Source organism: Burkholderia sp. AU27893 (assembly GCF_002223205.1).
In the GTDB taxonomy this organism is placed as follows: domain Bacteria; phylum Pseudomonadota; class Gammaproteobacteria; order Burkholderiales; family Burkholderiaceae; genus Burkholderia.
On record NZ_NKFD01000004.1, the window covers coordinates 1,150,131 to 1,168,128 of the forward strand.

Genomic DNA, 17,998 nt, shown 5'->3' on the forward strand with positions numbered 1-17,998 from the left:
TATTGAAATACCGAAGGGGGTGCCGTTCGAATGAACGGCGGGAGTGAGACGCTGGCAATAGACCGGGCGCCCCGCCCGGCCCGCGCCGATCGCATGCGCGACGCCAACAAGCGCCGCGCATGCGATCGATATCGACGACCGTCAGACGGCCATCACCGTCACCGACTTCGTGACGAGGTACGGCTCGAGCGCTTCCGGCCCGCCTTCCGACCCGTAGCCCGAGTCCTTCACGCCGCCGAACGGCATTTCCGGCCACGGCGTCGCCGGCTGGTTGATCCACAGCATCCCGACTTCGAGGCGCTGCGTGAGCAGGTGCACGTTCGCGAACGAACGCGTGAACGCGTAGCCGGCGAGACCGAACGGCAGACGGTTCGCTTCCGCGATCGCCTCTTCGAGCTTGTCGAAACCGCGAATCGCCGCGACCGGGCCGAACGGCTCGTTGTTGAACACGTCCGCTTCGAGCGGCACGTTCGCGATCACGGTCGGCGCGAAGAAGTTGCCTTCCGAGCCGATCCGCTCGCCGCCGGTTTCGATGCTCGCACCGACCTTGCGCGCGTTGTCGATGACCGATGCCATCGCGGTCAGCCGGCGCGGGTTCGCGAGCGCGCCGAGCGTCGTGCCTTCCTCGAGGCCGTTGCCGACCTTTAGCCCTTCCGCATGCTTGACCAGCGCGCGCGTGAATTCGTCGCGGATGCTGTTGTGGACGAGGAAGCGCGTCGGCGAGATGCAGACCTGCCCCGCGTTGCGGAACTTCGCGCCGCCGGCCGCCTTCACCGCGAGCGCGACGTCGGCATCTTCGGCCACGATCACCGGTGCATGGCCGCCCAGTTCCATCGTCGCGCGCTTCATGTGCAAGCCCGCCATCGCGGCGAGCTGCTTGCCGACCGGCGTCGAACCCGTGAACGTGACCTTGCGGATCACCGGGTGCGGGATCAGGTACGACGAGATTTCAGCCGGATCGCCGTACACGAGGCCGATCACGCCGGCCGGCACGCCTGCGTCGACGAACGCGCGCAGCAGCGCGGCCGGCGAGGCCGGGGTTTCTTCCGGCGCTTTCACGAGGAACGAGCAGCCGGTGGCCAGTGCGGCGCTCAGCTTGCGCACGACCTGGTTGACCGGGAAATTCCACGGCGTGAAGGCGGCGACCGGGCCGACCGGCTCCTTCACGACCGTCTGCTGCGCGCCGAGGTTGCGCGGCGGCACGATCCGGCCATACACGCGGCGGCCTTCGTCCGCGAACCATTCGATGATGTCCGCCGCCGACAGCACTTCGACGCGCGCTTCGGTGAGCGGCTTGCCCTGCTCCTGCGTCATCAGTTGCGCGATCGCGTCGGCGCGTTCGCGCACCAGCGCAGCCGCCTTGCGCATCGTCGCCGCGCGCTCGTGCGCGGGCACCTTGCGCCAGGCTTCGAAGCCGCGTTGCGCGGCGGCGAGTGCGCGGTCGAGATCGGCGATGCCCGCGTGGGCCACCTTGCCGATCGGCTTGCCGGTCGCCGGGTTCACGACGTCGATCGTCTTGCCGCTCGCGGCGTCGACCCACTCGCCGTCGATCAGCAGTTGCGTATCCGTATAAGTCACGTTAGCCATCCAGACACCCCTACATTGCGTCGATAAACGCGCGCTGCCGCGAACGGCCGCGCGCCGGTTGACAGAAAAAGCCACGCCGCCGGGGCAGGCACGCACCCGGCGGCAGTGACGGCGGGCACGCCGGCCCGCCCTCGTTCCGCATGGGGCCGCGCTCAGCGCGCGGCCGCCGTCGCCTTGCGGAGTTTCGCGACGTCCGCCGCCTGCACGGCCGGCGCGCCGTTGTTCCAGCCGGCGCGCATGAACGTCAGCACGTCGGCGATCTGCCGGTCGTTCAACTGGTTCGAGAACGCCGGCATCGGATACGCGGACGGCACGCCATCGATCACGAGCGTGTCGCTGCCGTTCAACGTCACGTTGATCAGCGACGATGCATCGGCTTCGAGCACGTTCGGATTGCCGGCGAGCGGCGCGAGCAGCGGCGCGTAACCGCGCCCGTCCGCGCCGTGGCAATGCAGGCAGTAAGCGTTATACACCTTCGCGCCCGGATCGGCCGCCGGCCGGCCCAGCGCGGCCTGCGTCGCCTTCGGATCGTAGCTGTACGGCGGCGCGCCCGTGCCGCCCGCCGCCGGCAGCGATTTCAGGTAACGCGAAATCGCCGTCAGATCGTCGTCGGTGAGCGCCTGCGTGCTGTGGTTGATCACGCTGACCATCGAGCCGAACGCGGTCGCATGGCGGTTCGCGCCGGTCTTCAGGAACTGCGCGACTTCGGCCTCGTTCCAGCGGCCGAGCCCCGTGTTGGGCTCGCCGGTCAGGTTCGATGCGAACCAGTTGTCGATCGGCGCGCCCGACAGGAACGCCGCGCCGCCTTCGTCGAGCGCCTTCTCCTGGAAGCCGACACCGCGCGGCGTGTGGCACGACCCGCAGTGCCCGAGCCCCTGCACGAGATACGCGCCGCGGTTCCACATCGCATCCTTGGCCGGCTTGTCGGCATAAGGCGTCGTGTCGAGGAACACCTTGTTCCACAACGCGAGCGGCCAGCGCATGTTGAGCGGCCACGGGATGTCCGACGGCCGGTTCGCCTGCTTCACCGGCTCGACGCCGTGCATGAAATACGCGTACAGCGCCTTCACGTCGTCGTCCTTCAGCTTCGCGTACGACGGGTACGGCATCGCCGGATACAGGTTGTGACCGTCCTTCGCGACCCCCTTGCGCAACGCGCTTTCGAAGTCGGCTTCGGTATAGCCGCCGATGCCCGTCTCCGGATCGGGCGTGATGTTGGTCGTGTAGATCGCGCCCATCGGCGTGACCATCTTCAGGCCGCCGGCGAACGGCGTGCCGCGCGGTGCGGTGTGGCACGCGACGCAGTCGCCCGCTTTCGCGAGATACGCGCCGCGCGCGACGAGCGCGCTGTCGGCCGGCGCCGCCTGCGCGGCATATGCGGCCGTGCCGGCCAGCAGTGCGGACACGGCAAGCAACGACGTGCCGAGCGTCTTCAGGGTGAGGTTTTTCATGGTCGTCGCCTCCCCTCAAGCCGTCTTCAGCTGGTCGCCGACCGGCAGCTTGCGCAGTCGCTTGCCGGTTGCCGCGAAGATCGCGTTGGCCACCGCCGCGGCGGTCGCGGCCGTACCCGGCTCGCCGATGCCGCCCGGCGCCTCGCCGCTTTTCACCAGATGGACCTCGATCGGCGGCGTCTCGTTGATCCGCAGCATCCGGTAGTCGGTGAAGTTGCTCTGCACGACGCGGCCCTCCTCGATCGTGATCTCGCCATACAGCGCGCCGGTGATCCCGAAGATGATGCCGCCCTGCACCTGCGCCTCGATCGTGTTCGGGTTGACGACCATCCCGCAATCGACCGCGCACACGACACGCTTCACCAGCACTTCGCCGTTGTCCACCGCGACATCGACGACGATCGAGAAGAAGCTGCCGAACGCGTGCATCACCGAGACGCCGCGCCCTTGCCCCGTCGGCAGCGCCGGGCCGCCCCAGCCGGCCGCCTTCGTCGCGACGTCGAGCACGTTGAGCGCGCGCGGCGTCTTGCCGAGCAGCGCGCGGCGGTATTGCACCGGGTCGGTCTTGGTCTGCGCGGCCAGTTCGTCGATGAAGCTCTCGACCACGAACGTGCCGCGCGTCGGGCCGACGCCGCGCCAGAACGCGGTCGGCACGTGGCGCGGCTCCTGGCGCACGTAGTCGACCAGCTGGTTCGGCAGGTCGTACGGCAGTTCGGCCGCGACCTCGACCGCATCGGGATCGACGCCGTGCTGGAACGCCGGCGGCGCGAAGCGCGCCATGATCGACGAGCCGACGATCCGGTGCTGCCACGCGACCGGCTTGCCGTTCGCGTCGAGGCCGGCCGAGATCCTGTCGTGGTAGCACGGCCGGTACATGTCGTGCTGCACGTCTTCCTCGCGCGTCCAGATCACCTTCACCGGCGCGTTGACCTGTTTGCCAACCTTCACGGCCTGGCCGATCATGTCCGTCTCGAGCCGCCGGCCGAAGCCGCCGCCGAGCAGATGGTTGTGCACGACGATCCGGTCGGGCGCGAGGCCCGTGAGCTGCTGCACGGTATCGCGCGCCCGCGTCGGCACCTGCGTGCCGACCCAGATCTCGCAGCCGTCGCCGCGCACGTGCACCGTGCAGTTCACCGGTTCCATCGTCGCGTGGGCGAGCAACGGCTGTTCGTAGACGGCGTCGACGCGCGTCTTCGCATTCGCGAAGGCCTTGTCGACGTCGCCGTCCTTGCGTGCGACCGCGCCCTTGCCGTTCGCCGCCGCCTGCGCGAGATCCGCGAACAGATCCTTCGTCGAGACTTTCGCGCCCGCGCCCTCGTTCCACTTCACGACCAGCGCCGACGCGCCGCGCTTCGCGGCCCACGTGTGATCGCCGACCACCGCCACCGCGTTGTCGACGCGCACGACCTGGCGCACGCCGGGGAGCTTCTTCGCGGCCGTGTCGTCGACGCTCGCGACCGTGCCGCCGAACACCGGGCTGTTCACGATCACCGCGTAAAGCATGCCGGGCAAGCGCACGTCGAGCCCGAACTGCGCGGTGCCGTCGACCTTCTCCGGCGAATCGAGCCGCTTCGCGGGCGTGCCGATCAGCTTGAAATCCGCCGGCTGCTTCAGCGCGACGTCCTTCGGCACCGGCAGCTTCGCCGCCGCGTCGGCGAGCTGGCCGTACGACGCGCGCCGGCCGCTCGGCGGATGCTGCACTTCGCCGTTCGCGGCGCGGCAGGCTGCCGGATCGACGTTCCATTGCTTCGCGGCCGCCGCGACCAGCAGCGTGCGCGCGGTCGCGCCGGCGCGGCGCAGCGGCTCCCACGCGTAGCGCACCGACGTCGAGCCGCCGGTGAGCTGGCCGCCGAGCAGCGGATCGAGGAACAGCTTCTCGTTCGGCGGCGCATGGTCGAGCGTCACGCTCGACAGCGGCACTTCGAGTTCCTCCGCGATCAGCATCGGCAGCGCCGTATAGACGCCTTGCCCCATCTCGACCTTCGGCATCACCAGCGTGACCTTGCCGGCGCGGTCGATCTGCACGAACGCGTTCGGTGCGAATACGCCGGGCTGAGCCGGTTCGGCGGCGTCGCCCCCGATCACCGACCGGCGCGCATCGTCACCCGCGGCCGGCATGCTGAAGCCGAGCAGCAACCCGCCGCCGGCCGCCGCGCCCAGCGACATGCCGAGCTTGAGGAACGAACGGCGCGACACGCCCGCGCCGGCCCGACCGGCTTCGATCAGTCCTCGTGACATGTCAGGCCTCCTTCGCGGCTTGCTTCACGGCCGCGCGAATCCGGTTGTACGTGCCGCAGCGGCAGATGTTGCCGGCCATCGCCGCGTCGATGTCGGCGTCGCTCGGGTTCGGGTTCGACGCGATCAGCGCGGTGGCGGCCATCACCTGCCCCGACTGGCAGTAACCGCACTGGACGACGTCGAGCTCGCGCCACGCCTGCTGGACCTTGTGGCCGGCCGGCGTCGCGCCGACGGCTTCGATCGTCGTGATCTTGCGGCCCGCGACGGCCGCGACCGGCAGCACGCACGAGCGCGCGGCAACGCCGTCGAGATGCACCGTGCACGCGCCGCACTGCGCGATCCCGCAGCCGAACTTCGTGCCGGTGAGACCGACGACGTCGCGCAGCACCCAGAGCAAGGGCATGTCGTCGGGGGCGTCGACCGAGCGGGTTTCGCCGTTGATGTTGAGGGTGATCATTCAGCCTCCGGGGCCGGTGTATTGGGGAAGCGGCGCGAACGATGCGCCGCGTGGTGTTGTCATCGCCGCCGCATGCGGTGCGGCGGGTGCCGTGCGGCCCGGGTGGGAGCGCGCCGCGACGGGCATACGGCGGGGTTACTCGGCGACGTCGATGCCCGACAGCACCTTGATGACCGGCGGCGCGGTGAACCAGTCGGCCGACTTCGCGCGGAATTCGCCGAAATGCGGGCTCGCGAGGTGCGCGTCGAACGCAGCCTGGTCGTCGTAGATTTCGTACAGGTGGAGGTTTGGCGAGCCGTCCTGCTCACGGAACAGGTCGTAGCGCCGGTTGCCCGGTTCGGTGCGCGTCTTCGCGACCATGCTGCGCAGTTCGGCCTCGGCGGCCGCCGCGTGTTCGGGCTTCAGGAACAGGGAAGCAATTACGTGCAGCGCCATCTTGTCACTCTCCTTGTCGTCGATGGTGGGGTCGAGCATGCCACAAGCCGGCGTCGCATGACGCCGGCGTGCAATCGTCGTGTGTCGTCGTGCGGACGCGTCAGGCCAGTTCGTCCGGGCCCACGCGCACGACGACCTTGCCGAAGTTCTTGCCGGCCAGCAGGCCGATCAGCGCTTCCGGCGCATCGGCGAGATCGGGGACGACGTCCTCGCGCGTCTTCACCTTGCCCTGCGCGACCCATTCGCTCATGTCCTTCATGAACGTCGCATAGCCGGTTGCATAGTGATCCATGATGATGAAACCCTGCATCCGGATGCGCTTGCGCAGGATCGTGCCCATCAGTGCCGGCACGCGGTCGCGGCCGGTCGACACGGCCTTGTCGTCGTAGGCCGCGTCGTTGTAGTGCGCGATGATCCCGCACACCGGCACGCGCGCATGGTCGTTGAGCAGCGGCCACACCGCGTCGAACACGGCCCCGCCGACGTTCTCGAAATAGATGTCGATGCCGTTCGGGCACGCTTCCTTCAGCTTCGCGGCAAATGCCGGATCGCGGTGGTCGACGCACACGTCGAAACCGAGTGTATCGGTCACGTACGCGCACTTGTCGGCGCCGCCCGCGACGCCGACCACGCGGCAGCCCTTCAGCTTGGCGATCTGGCCAACCACCGCGCCGACCGCACCGCTCGCCGCCGCAACGACCACGGTTTCACCGGCCTTCGGCTCGCCGATCGTCAGCAGGCCGGTATAGGCGGTGAAGCCCGGCATGCCGAGCACGCCGAGCGCGTACGACGGATGGGCGAAGTCGCGGCCGAGCGGAATCAGACCTTGGCCGTCGGACAACGCATAGTCCTGCCAGCCGGCGCCTGCGACCACCAGGTCGCCTTCGCGGAACGCCGGCAGGTTCGACGAGACGACCTGGCTGACCGTGCCGCCGACCATCGGCTGGCCGAGTTCGGCCGGCGGCGCATAGGACGGTGCGTCGCTCATCCGGCCGCGCATGTACGGGTCGAGTGACAACCAGACCGTGCGCAGCAGCACCTGGCCGGCGCCGGGCGTCGGCACGTCAACGGATTCGGCGCGGAAGTTGTCCGGCGTCGGCGCGCCGACCGGGCGCGAATTCAGGATGATCTGGCGATTAGCGGTCTTGCTTTGCGGCATGTGAGTCTCCGTCAACAGGAATGGACGTGCTTCGTGGGCACGATCGGATCAGGGATGGACCAGCGGGAAAGGCATGCGGGCGGCGGCGGCGGCGCTCAGGCCGTCGCGGCCGCGTGCATGCAGTTGAATCAATCGGAACAGCGTAATGCGGCGTGGCACGTTCGTCATGCGAGGTTGAGTAGACCAGTCGTCTAGAATCGGGGTAAAAACAAGGCGCGCCGATGCGCGCCCGCGTTACGACTGCGCGCCGCCCGGCGCGAGCGGCGGCAGGTTCAGCATGCGCCGCGTTTCGACCATCGCCCGTTCGAGCGGCTGGCGATTGCGGTGAATCTTTTCCAGCAGCGTCGCGCCCAGCCACAGCTCGTACAGGATCGCGGCCGTATGCGACGGATCGGCGACCCCGCTCAGCGAACCGTCGGCCAGCCCGGCCTCGATGCCGCCCGCGAGCCGCTCGATGATCTGGCTCGTGCCCTGCCGCAGCACCGCGCGCATCGCTTCCGACAAGTCCGACACTTCCGCGCCGAGTTTCACCGCGAGGCACTTGCCTTCCGGATCGTCGGCGCATTGCGTGTGCAACCAGTTGCGCCAGTACGTCATCAGGCGCTCGGCGCCCGTGCCGGCCTGATGCTTGAACAGGTTGTCGAGGTGCGCGAGATAGCCGTCGAAATACGATTCGAGCAGCGCTTCGCCGAATGCCTCTTTCGAGCCGAAGTAATGGTAGAACGAGCCCTTCGGGATGCCCGCCGCAGCGAGAATCTCGTTCAGGCCGACCGCCGAAAACCCCTTGTGGAGCATGATCGGCTTGGCGATATTCAGGATGTGCTGGCGGACTTCCGCGCCCGAAGATGCATTCATGATGGCGTATGTTAGCAACGATTAGACCGGTCGTCTAGCAACGTCGAGCCGGCATGTTGAGCGGCACTTTACCCGATCCCCGCCGGGCGCCCAAACATCGTGCCGGCATGCCTCCCTCCTTTCCCGCTCCGGCGAGCGCGCGGCGTCACACGCACGACTCGGTTTCGTCGCGGGCGTTTCATCGATCTCCCGCATAAATACGCGCGGCGCATGTGCCGGCGATCGAGTGGTTTCGGCCGGCATTGCACACGTGTGCAATGCGCCGGATCGTCCTCTGCCGTCCTTCCAACCCGTGACCAGGAACGCCCATGACCGCTTCGAAACCCGAACGCCCGTCCGCGCCGAACCGCCGGCGCTTCATCCAGCGCGGCGCCGCGCTGACCCTGTCGCCGCTCGTCGGCTCGCTGGCTGCCTGCGGCGGCGACGGCAGCCCGACGTCCGCGTCGTCGTTCGCCGCCGCCGGCGCCGCGGATGCCTCCGCGCGCAGCTACGGCATCGCCGACCGGTCGATCACGATCAACGTCGTCAATGCGATCCCGTCGACGACGCTCGCGTACGGCAACGCGGCGAGCCAGAGCGGCTCGCTGCCGCAGGCGTCGCAAGCGCAGGTCGCCACCGGGCAATCGACCGCGGTCAGCGCGTCGAACAGCTGGGGCGACTGTACGGGATCGTTCAGCCTTGCCGGCGGCGACGCCTCGTTTGCCGTTTCGTACACGCATCCGTTCGGGTCGCAACCGACCACGGTCAGCGTCACGCCGTCGGCCGGCTACGTGTCGGGCGCCGACGCAGCGACGTTTCCCGGTCACGACTCGGTCGCGAATCTCACGCTGTATCGCGGCGTCGCGACCGCGAACGGCGCGTGGGTCGTCCCGCTCGCGCAGCTCGCGACGCCGCCGGCCAACAACTGCCAGGATTTCGCGAACAGCATGTTCGGCAGCAACGTGCGCACGGCCGCGGCCATCCAGTCCGCGTACCAAAGCACCGGCCCGCTCGGCTACGTGCCGCCCGCCGACTTCACCGGCGGCCAGCTGGCGGGCTTCGTCGCGCAATGGGTGCAGCGCTGGCAGAGCGGTGCGGCCTATGGCGTGCTGCCCGCTGCCGATGCGCAACTCGTCGACGCGCTGAAGCAGTACGTATCCAGTGCGTCGAACGCCGGCCCGCTGACGATGTGGGTGCCGCAGATCGCGTGGCAGGCCGGTTCCGATCCGGCCGTGTTCGCGCTGACGGGTTATCGCGCGTTTCCGTTCGTCGATGCGCAGGGCAACTGGAACGCGAGCACGCTGTCCGCGTTCCTGACGCTGCTGGCGGCCGGCTCGCATATCGTCGCGATCAGCGCGACGAACGACCTGCCGGCGGGTGTCACGATGCAGGCGTTCGACAGCTTCATGGGCGCGAGCGGGCTGACGACTTCGACGGATATCGGCAACTCGCACTACGCGTCGGTGCTGAACACGACGGGCCGCTATTACCTGAGCGTCGGCAGCGATTTCGCGCCGACGAACTGCGGGCTGATCCTGTCGTTCCTGTACGGGCGCACGGTGAACAACCTGCTCGCGGGCGCCGGCGCGTACAACACGTTCATCCAGCTCGAAGGCTGGCAGGCCGGCGGTTCGCGGCACAACGCGGACTATGCGACGTATCAGCAGACGCTGTGGAACATCTCGACGTATGGGGCGTCCGCGTATAGCGAAAAGCGCGCGACGTCGATCTTCCTCGCGCCGGCCGGGTGGACGCCGCAGGTCTATCAGACGACGCGGATGATGCCTTACGTCGGCGCCTACGCGCAGTCGAATGGGTCGCCGCAGGGCTGGCTCAATACGTCGCTCGTCACGATTCCGGCGGATGCGCCGGCGTTGCCGTCGCGGTATGTGTCGAGTTGATCGGTATCGGTGGATGGATGGGCGATCGGGGGTGTGAGGGGCTCGGTCGCTTGCCTGCTGGCTTCAGGCTTCAGGCTTCAGGCTTCGGGCTTCGGGCTTCAGGCGTGCGTCGCTTTCGGCTGACGCACGCTCGTGGTTTCGCCGTTAGCGCGGCAGCGCTTCGTCCGCGCGCTTTCGCGTGCGCGCCCTCCGCTCGTCCCGTTGTGCGGCTGGCGCTGCCTTGGCGCCACGCAGCGCCGACCGGCGCGAGAGCGCCGTCATTTCTCGCCGCAGCGCATCGAGTTCCTTGCTCCGTGCCGCATCGGTCGCCAGCGCGCCGTCGAGCTGCCCTTGAAGCACGCCGCATCGATGCAGCGCGTCGCCGAGCTGCGCCTGCAGTGCGGCCATTTCCTTGCGCTGCTGAGCATCGCGCTGCTCCATGCGCAATGCCGCTGCCTCGAGTTCCTTCTGCAGCCGCGCGGCTGCGAGCCGCTCGCGATCGATCTCCTGAAGCGCCCGCTTCTCCGACGCGCGCAAGCGCTCCTCGGCCCGGCCGGCATCGTCGCGCAGCCGGTCGAGCTGGGTGGTGAAATCCGCCCGCGCCTGCGCAAGCGCGCGGTCGCCTTCCGCGTTGTCGGCCGTGAGGCGTTCGATGTCCGCTTGCAACGCTTGCCGCGATGCGTCGTCCGCCGCCCTCGCCTGTTCCAGTTCCTGAATGCGCACCTGCGCGGCCAGCAGCGCGGCCGTGCGTTGCTCCAGCGCGGTTTCGGTGCGGGCCAGTTCGGCCTGCAATGTCGCGACTTCCTCCTTCGCTGCCACCCGCTCGGCCTCGACCTCCGCGCGCAATGCGTCGAGCGCGCCGGCCGCGGCGGCGCTCGACCGATTCCATAGCGCCGCCACCAGTTCGCCGGCGGCCGCCTGCAGATCGGCCGGCAGATCGGGATGCTCGATGCGCACGCGACTCTTTTCCCGCAGCTCGGCCCAGAACTCGCCGAGGACGGCCGTCGGCGTGCTCATGCTGCCCTTGCGGACGAGCTGGTACAGGCGGTTCGCGGTCGGCGTGATGCCGAAGCGGAAGAACAGCAGCGCGCAGGCTTCGCGATACAGCTCGCGGGTTTTCGGGAAGTCGGCCTTGAGGCGCTCGATTTCGGCGGTCAGGCGGGATTCGTCGGCAGCGAGATCGGACATGGTGAGATGGGCTGGTGATTTCGTAAATAATATAACGTAAACCGTTAAATATCCAATTCATCACGTCTTTTAATTTGACATTATTTCTATAATGTCGAGATACTCGAGCTCGGCATCGCATACAGAATCACCGCGTGCGCAAATTTGCAACTGCCCTTCTTCTCCAGATGAATGGAGTACAGCCCAAACCTTACCCAGCAAGGCGCAGCGGCACATCGTCCAGCCAAAAATGGGAACGAGGCCATGCGCGAAGATGACGTCATCTGATGGACAACGGGCGCCAGGCGCCTTCGTAAGTTTGTAACTGACTGACAGAACAGCAGCATGTGATGGGTGCGGGGCGCTGCAGACACCGTATTTCCGTACCTTAAAGGCGATACCCGCGCCTCCGCGCCGCCTGTGGAGTACGCGTGACAGGCTTGTGTCGCCACGGACGGTCGAGAGTGCTATGGCGAACGGTCCGATTTCGATCTCAAGAGCTGCAGTCAGTTCGTACGCGCGGCTAATTGGGGCCGTTTCAAATAGATCAAATTGGGTCCGGCGACAGGCAACAACCGAGGCAAACTGGATGCTACAACCCGTCAAATGGCGGGAGCTTGTCGTTGCAAGGCTCAGCGTTTTGTCGGCGGAAAAGCGCAATCAGTGCCGCAGCGGGGATGTCCGAGGGCTCAACGCAACCTTCTACGAGTGCCGGGTACATCGCGAGTTTGCTGCGGATGTGACCCGGAACCGGAGACAACGGTGTGTCAGGACGGTAGCGCAAGGCTTACACGCTACCGTTTCTCAGTCCTTTGACGGCTTCGTTCAACACACTTATGTCAGCCTGAGACGCTAGTTTAGGGTTTGGGGATTAGGAGTGGCGAAACGGTCTGTGCCTGTGCCTCAAAAACATTCTTCGCATCCAGCGGCAGCAGATATCCCTCACGGACAAGTGCCTGGGCCGCAGCAGCAACTTTCTCTCGGTAGTCAGCTCGCCCTTTATACAACATGGCGAGTGTGGCGCGGCTGTCGCGGCCGCCGAACTGCGCGGTTGAGCTGACGGCGAGAGGGATCGCCCCGCCGTTCGACAAGCAACTCTCGTCCACCGCATGTCCCTCTCCGCGTAAGTTCCATCCGGTGAAGGTTGCGAGCGGCACCTTCACATCGGGCACGAGCACGCCGGCCACCTCGTTACCGTTGGCATCAACTTTTGGCACCAGCGCTGTGTAACGCTTGTCGAGATCAACGATAGGCGCAGCGCGATCGTAGTCTGTGACGAAGAGCTGGTTGTACATGCCCATATCGGCGAGGTGCAACTTGACGGGCTTGCCGGCGCTCGGCACCATCACATCGCTCAAATCGGGAAAGCCGGTTGCAGCGCGACTGGGCGCAACGGCCGTTCCATCTGCGACATTTGGATACTGCGAGGGGGGCGGTGTTTTGCCCTTTGCCACCCAATCAATGAGTGCCCGGATAAGAGCCCGCTGGACCGGCGCTTCCGCAACCGGGCTGTACGGGAGCCGGCAAACGTCGCCGACCGCTGGGACGGTGAAGAGCCCGTTGCCGACGCCCATTCCACCACCGTGCATGGTGCCAGGCACGAGGTAATAGCGGACGTTCGATGGTAGCTGAAGATCGTGCCCGTGCCCGTCCGTCACTACCAACGAAGCCCGCGCCCCCCACCATTCGAAGGCGCCATCGATCTGCATAATTAGCGGGCAAGTTTTCGTATCCGTGCAACTCTTTAGCAGGCCATCGGCACGGCCGCCTACAGGGTCGCTGATGATGTTGTAGGCGAACGGAAACTGGTCGCCAGGTTGCCAATGATCTTCGTGTTGCTTCGACCAGCGACCAGGCTGAGAAAAACTCTCGTTGATCCAGGTGCGACGCGCTCCAGCGATTATCGGCATCATGCCGTCGAATACGCGGCGTCCGCGAGTGTCACGATTAAATCCCTGATACAAGAAATCCCGCAGGAATCGACCTGACTGCGAAATCCCCTCGCCGATGGCAACGTCCACCGTGCTAGTGGCGGGCGTCGCGCATGATGCAGTCACGCAGCTTGCGAACTTCAGGTCGGCGAGCGGGTTCGCATTGCCCTTACCGTCCACATCGTCGTAGCGAAGGAACGAGATCAAGTCGCGCACTGCAGCGAAGCCGATGCCGTTGACACGCGGGTCGCGCGCTCGGTAGACGAAATTATAAATAGTGCCGGCATCCGGCCGCACTGACTTGCCCAACGGTCCTGGTACGACAGCGGGCGGAGTGAAGACTACAGTCGTGCGCCCACCGGGCGCTTGTACATAACGCCAGTCAGTGACCATGACAGAGGGCGCCGCATAACTCTGCTCGCCGGGGGTGCGGGAACCGTAGTGGGTAAGCCAAGATTGCCGCGCTGTGAACGTGACATTCGAGTGGTCTGCCGGATCAGCCGGCGGATAGGATAGTGAAATGGTATTCGTTGCTCCGCCTGCATAGTCCGCGATGTATTCTTCCCGGCTCATCGCCGTGATTGCCGTACCGTCGCTGCGCCGCGCGGTAGGAAAGACCGTGCCGATCGGTGACGAAGCGGCAACGCCCGGATTACCCGTTTGTGGTAGGTCCCCTTGCCATCCGCTCCACACGATCGTTATCCCGTCACGCAACAGCGACGGAAAGGTGGCGGGTGGTGGCTTTGAGTCAGTCAGCGCACCGCCACCAATGAAGGACGGAATGGCCAGCTTGTTACCGCGATTAGATACATCGTAGAACAACACGCGTTTTGCATTCGCGGCACGAATCGGGCGGAGGATCACGACATCCGTGCTGTAAGCAACGCGACCATTCGACTGCCTCGGCGCATTGCGCAAATCGACGATCGCACTATTTTCCGGACTGTCCGGATCGAGCTCGCCATACGCGATAGCGGTAACGACTTCGTATGGGCCAGCGGCGCCTGGCGGTGTTGCGCCACCATAAGCTGGGACAACGGAACGTATTTCAAAATTCTTGATGGAGGGAGACGCGGACCGTGAAGCGGCCACGCCAGGCACCAAGATTACAGCGAGCAGAACGGTGGCGGTCAAGGGCCGCCTTACGCCGATTTTCATCTCTGGTCATCTCACTAATGTTGATCTAAACCTGATACCAATGCACCGACAGCGCCGACTTGCTCACGCTAACATTCTCGAATGGGCTGCCGTCCGTGCGCTTCGATATCGGCAACCAGTAACGCCATCGGTGCAGGCAAACCAACTTGCTGCAGCGTGGTGATGAAATCGACCTCTGACTGATCGACATCGCTCACCGGCTTGCCACACGGACGTTCATCTTTCGCAGCCAAATCCCATGAAAGTGCAGGCTCTATCCCCGGCCAATTCATATGTTTTGCCCTCGTGACCTGCTTCGGTCATGACTGCCACCGCAGCGTCAGCAAAATCCTGGCGCGACGCCCACGAGATCTCGACATTACCGGCACTGCTGACGAGAGAACCGTACTGTACTGCAGTTGGTGAACGGGTCGTATTGTTATCCCAATACCAGCCATTGCGCAGGATCGTGTATTCGGCCCCCGAAGCTTTTATCCACTGCTCGGTTACCTGGTGGTCGTGGATAAAAGGAATTCCCCAGCTCTCGCCGTGTAGGCAACTCGTATATTAAATTTGCTTAGCGCCTATGTCCTTAGCCTCAGCCAATACGTTCGCGTGCTCCGGTTGCTTGTCGAGCGAACTTGACGAATTCAACAGCAGCTTGTCAACGCCGGCAAAGACGTCTTTCAACGCTGCGACACCTTTGTAGCAGCCTCCTGGACATTTACCCCAAGATTGGTCGCGTTGCTTGCACTTCGAGCGATGGCCACAATCTCCGACGCGGGCCCCTCGCTTTGATGCTTTCAATAACATTTAAGGCATACATGGGATGATCTCCACAACTAAGCTTACATCTGACGATCCTCTCGCAAGCATGAAGGTCCGGTGTGGCCTGCTCTATGCGAGCTGCATCGACGCCGAGTCCCCGTGCAACCAGTCGAAATCGACGCTCCATCTGCACGACTGAAATAGGTAGCACCCAAGAAACGCTTTTGCTTCGCAACCATTTCTGCAGTCGGCAAAGTTCGATGTATTTTCCGCGCACGCGACGTTCCGAGTATCTCACCTTCTGGCGGTCATCTACGAGTACGGCGCTCGCCCTGAGAGCCTCCTGTGCCGAGCGGGCGCTTGAGCTTGAGAGTGGGTGATTTACAAAATTTCGCAGCCGTCTGATGAACGCACAAAATTCTGCAATCAGACGTGGCGAGCACAACACGACATCTCGATTCCTCCCAGCCCGCCAGCACACCCCAAACGCCTCTGCAATCAGCGCAAAAACTGCGAGATTGAAAGCCGACGCCCCGCCCCGATCACGTGCCCTGCCCCTCAATCTCTTCCGCAAAGCCCCCGTTGACAGTATGCATATGCATAGATACCGTTCGCTAACAGTGCGGCGCGTAATTCCGTCACAGGAGGCAGCCGCATTGCACCGCGCCGGCGGTCCTGCCGGCATTGCGGCGCAATCGAACCGGCGACGCGAATGGCGCGGCGCGCACCCGTTCGCCACCGACTCGTCCGCGCAGCTTGCAACGCGATCCAGGAACGCAACATGAGTACACGCGAAGTCGTCATCTGCCACCCCGTCCGGACACCGATCGGTACGTTCAACGGATCCCTGAAGGACACCCCGGCCACCGAGCTCGGGGCGATCGCCATCCGCGAAACCTTGCGGCGCAGCGGCCTAGACGGCGCGGCGATCGACACGGTCGTGCTGGGCAACGTGATCCAGGCGGGCAACAAGATGAATCCGGGCCGGCAGGCCGCCATCGGTGCGGGCTTGCCGGTCAAGGTGCCGGCGCTCACGGTCAACCGCGTCTGCGGCTCCGGCGCGCAGGCGGTCGTCAACGCCGCGCAGGAGATCCTGCTGGGCTACGCGAATGCGGCGATTGCCGGCGGCATGGAAAGCATGGAGCGTGCGCCGTACCTGCTCGATGGCGCACGCTCGGGTTACCGGATGGGCGACGCGCCGATCCGCGACAGCATGCTGCGCGACGGCCTTGTCGATGCGTTTTCCGACCAGCATTCGGGTTGGCATACCGAGGATCTCGCGAGCCAGCTCGACATCTCGCGCGATCGCCAGGATCGCTGGGCGCTCCGCTCGCAGCAGCGCTTTTCCACCGCGCTGGCGGACGGCAAGTTCGACGCCGAACTCGTGCCGGTCGACGTCCTGCAGCGCAAGACACGCGTCGCGTTTGCGCGCGACGAGACGCCGCGCCCCGACACGACGCTCGAAGCACTCGCGAAGCTGAAGCCCGCGTTCCGCCCGGATGGCACGATTACCGCGGGCAATGCACCGGGCCTGAACAGCGGTGCGGCGGCGATGCTGGTGGCGGATCGCGCATTCGCGGATGCGCACGGCATTGCGCCGAGCGCGCGGCTCGTTGCATTCGGCGTCGCCGCCGTCGAACCCGGCATGTTCGGGCTCGGCCCCGTGCCGGCCGTCAGGATCGCGCTGGAGCGGGCGGGCTGGACGCTGGCCGACGTCGAGCGTTTCGAGATCAACGAAGCGTTCGCAGTCGTGCCGATCGCGGTGGCAGGCCAGCTCGGCATCGCCGAGGAGATCGTCAACGTGGAAGGCGGCGCGATTGCGCACGGCCATGCGATCGGGGCGACGGGTGCGGTGCTGACGACCCGCCTGATCCATTCGATGCGGCGCGACGGCATCAGGCGCGGCGTCGTCACGCTGTGCATAGGCGGCGGCCAGGGCATCGCGCTGGCGATCGAGGCGCTTTGAGTCGAAGCGGACGCATCGACGATTCGGATGAAAGGGAAAGGCCGCGGACGACGAGGTCCGCGGCGCAGTGTTCCCGAGACACGATCCAGCCGGCCACCTTCGCGGCGGCGCCTCGCCGTGTTGGCGAGGGCGGCCCGGGCGCTTCCGTACGCATCACGCACGGTTTTGGCGATTGCACCGCTGTCACGGATCTGCCACCGTCGATCGGTAGCGTTCGGGTCTCTGATCCACGCTATCGACAGACGAATTCGCCATGCAGCGCACGTCGCGCGCCACGCCCCACGTCTATGCGGCCACCTCCCGCGCCCTCGCCGTCAGCCTCGCGATCAACCTGCTGCTGCTCACTGTGGAGACGGTCGCGGCGTGGTCCGCGCATTCGTCGGGGTTGCTCGCGGACGTCGCCCACGCGGCGATCGATCTCGCGGCCGATGCGTTGATTCTCGTCGCGTGCCGGCTCGACGCACGCCTGCCGCCGGCGCGGCGCCCGACCTACGAACCGCTCGCGCTCGTGGGCCTTGGTGCGTTGCTCGTGGTAACCGGCGCGCAGATGATCTGGCATGCGACGAACCGGTTCGCGCTGCCGCCCGTCGTGCAGCCGGGCGCGGCGACGCTCCCGCTCGTCGCGCTCACGCTCGCCGGCAAGGCCGGGCTGTCGCACTGGATGCTGCGCAAGGCGCGCGAGACCGGCTCCGCGCTGCTCGAGGCGAGCGGCTGGCATGTGCGGACCGATGCGCTGTCGTCGTTGCTGGCGGCGCTCGCGATGAGCGCGGCATGGGTCGGCTTCGGTCGTCTCGACGATCTGGCCGCGCTGGCGATCGGCGCACTCGTGATCCGCACGGGTGTGGGTTTCATCCGGCGCGGCTGTGCGCAGTGGCCGGCGCTGTCGGCATGGGCCGATCGGTCGACGCGCGGTTCGTGAACGCAGCGGGCATCGACCTGCATTAGCCGCTATCGGCGATGAATGAAGAAGAGGCTCGCGCGGTGCGAG

General features: G+C 66.0%; 13 protein-coding genes. 3 read left to right on the plus strand and 10 right to left on the minus strand.

Features of this window, described 5'->3' with window-relative positions; all coding sequences use genetic code 11:
• Positions 1 to 141: 141 nt before the first annotated feature.
• From CFB47_RS25070 to CFB47_RS25100, 7 genes are all read right to left on the minus strand, one after another.
• Entirely contained in the window at positions 142 to 1,587 is a 1,446-nt protein-coding gene (locus tag CFB47_RS25070) for an NAD-dependent succinate-semialdehyde dehydrogenase (RefSeq protein WP_089462634.1), read from the minus strand.
• A 152-nt stretch (positions 1,588 to 1,739) separates the two neighbouring features.
• Entirely contained in the window at positions 1,740 to 3,038 is a 1,299-nt protein-coding gene (locus CFB47_RS25075; RefSeq protein ID WP_089462635.1) for a cytochrome c, read from the minus strand.
• Positions 3,039 to 3,053: 15 nt separating this feature from the next.
• Positions 3,054 to 5,276 carry a xanthine dehydrogenase family protein molybdopterin-binding subunit gene (locus CFB47_RS25080; RefSeq protein ID WP_089462636.1) on the minus strand — a complete coding sequence of 741 codons (2,223 nt, stop codon included), beginning with the start codon at positions 5,274 to 5,276 and terminating at the stop codon, positions 3,054 to 3,056.
• A gap of 1 nt (position 5,277) precedes the next feature.
• Entirely contained in the window at positions 5,278 to 5,733 is a 456-nt protein-coding gene (locus CFB47_RS25085; protein WP_043183740.1) for a (2Fe-2S)-binding protein, read from the minus strand.
• A gap of 135 nt (positions 5,734 to 5,868) precedes the next feature.
• On the minus strand, positions 5,869 to 6,168 hold the full coding sequence (locus CFB47_RS25090; RefSeq protein ID WP_089458980.1) for a putative quinol monooxygenase: 300 nt from the start codon (positions 6,166 to 6,168) through the stop codon (positions 5,869 to 5,871).
• Between the two features lie 100 nt (positions 6,169 to 6,268).
• Positions 6,269 to 7,327, minus strand: a complete 1,059-nt coding sequence (locus CFB47_RS25095; protein ID WP_089462637.1) for an NADP-dependent oxidoreductase — start codon at positions 7,325 to 7,327, stop codon at positions 6,269 to 6,271.
• 234 nt (positions 7,328 to 7,561) lie between these two features.
• Positions 7,562 to 8,182, minus strand: coding sequence for a TetR/AcrR family transcriptional regulator (locus CFB47_RS25100; protein WP_089462638.1), 621 nt, complete (start codon positions 8,180 to 8,182; stop codon positions 7,562 to 7,564).
• Positions 8,183 to 8,490: 308 nt separating this feature from the next.
• Between CFB47_RS25100 and CFB47_RS25105 the strand changes: the two genes are divergently transcribed.
• Positions 8,491 to 10,062, plus strand: coding sequence for a hypothetical protein (locus CFB47_RS25105; RefSeq protein WP_089462639.1), 1,572 nt, complete (start codon positions 8,491 to 8,493; stop codon positions 10,060 to 10,062).
• A 144-nt stretch (positions 10,063 to 10,206) separates the two neighbouring features.
• Here the strand turns inward: CFB47_RS25105 and CFB47_RS25110 are convergent, their stop codons facing one another.
• The 3 genes from CFB47_RS25110 to CFB47_RS42150 all read right to left on the minus strand — a co-directional run bounded on the left by CFB47_RS25110 (position 10,207) and on the right by CFB47_RS42150 (position 14,810).
• Positions 10,207 to 11,229, minus strand: a complete 1,023-nt coding sequence (locus CFB47_RS25110) for a DNA-binding protein (RefSeq protein WP_089462640.1) — start codon at positions 11,227 to 11,229, stop codon at positions 10,207 to 10,209.
• An 836-nt stretch (positions 11,230 to 12,065) separates the two neighbouring features.
• Positions 12,066 to 14,297, minus strand: a complete 2,232-nt coding sequence (locus tag CFB47_RS25115) for an alpha/beta hydrolase domain-containing protein (RefSeq protein ID WP_089462641.1) — start codon at positions 14,295 to 14,297, stop codon at positions 12,066 to 12,068.
• 216 nt (positions 14,298 to 14,513) lie between these two features.
• Complete coding sequence (locus CFB47_RS42150) at positions 14,514 to 14,810, minus strand: NAD(P)H-binding protein (RefSeq protein WP_143330892.1); 297 nt, start codon at positions 14,808 to 14,810, stop codon at positions 14,514 to 14,516.
• A 1,015-nt stretch (positions 14,811 to 15,825) separates the two neighbouring features.
• Here CFB47_RS42150 and CFB47_RS25120 point away from each other — a divergent pair.
• Together CFB47_RS25120 and CFB47_RS25125 are read left to right on the plus strand one after the other, a co-directional pair.
• Positions 15,826 to 17,010 carry a thiolase family protein gene (locus CFB47_RS25120; RefSeq protein WP_089463542.1) on the plus strand — a complete coding sequence of 395 codons (1,185 nt, stop codon included), beginning with the start codon at positions 15,826 to 15,828 and terminating at the stop codon, positions 17,008 to 17,010.
• A 253-nt stretch (positions 17,011 to 17,263) separates the two neighbouring features.
• The gene (locus tag CFB47_RS25125) at positions 17,264 to 17,929 is read left to right on the plus strand and encodes a cation diffusion facilitator family transporter (RefSeq protein ID WP_089462642.1); all 666 of its coding nucleotides are present in this window, start codon (positions 17,264 to 17,266) and stop codon (positions 17,927 to 17,929) included.
• Positions 17,930 to 17,998 lie beyond the last annotated feature (69 nt).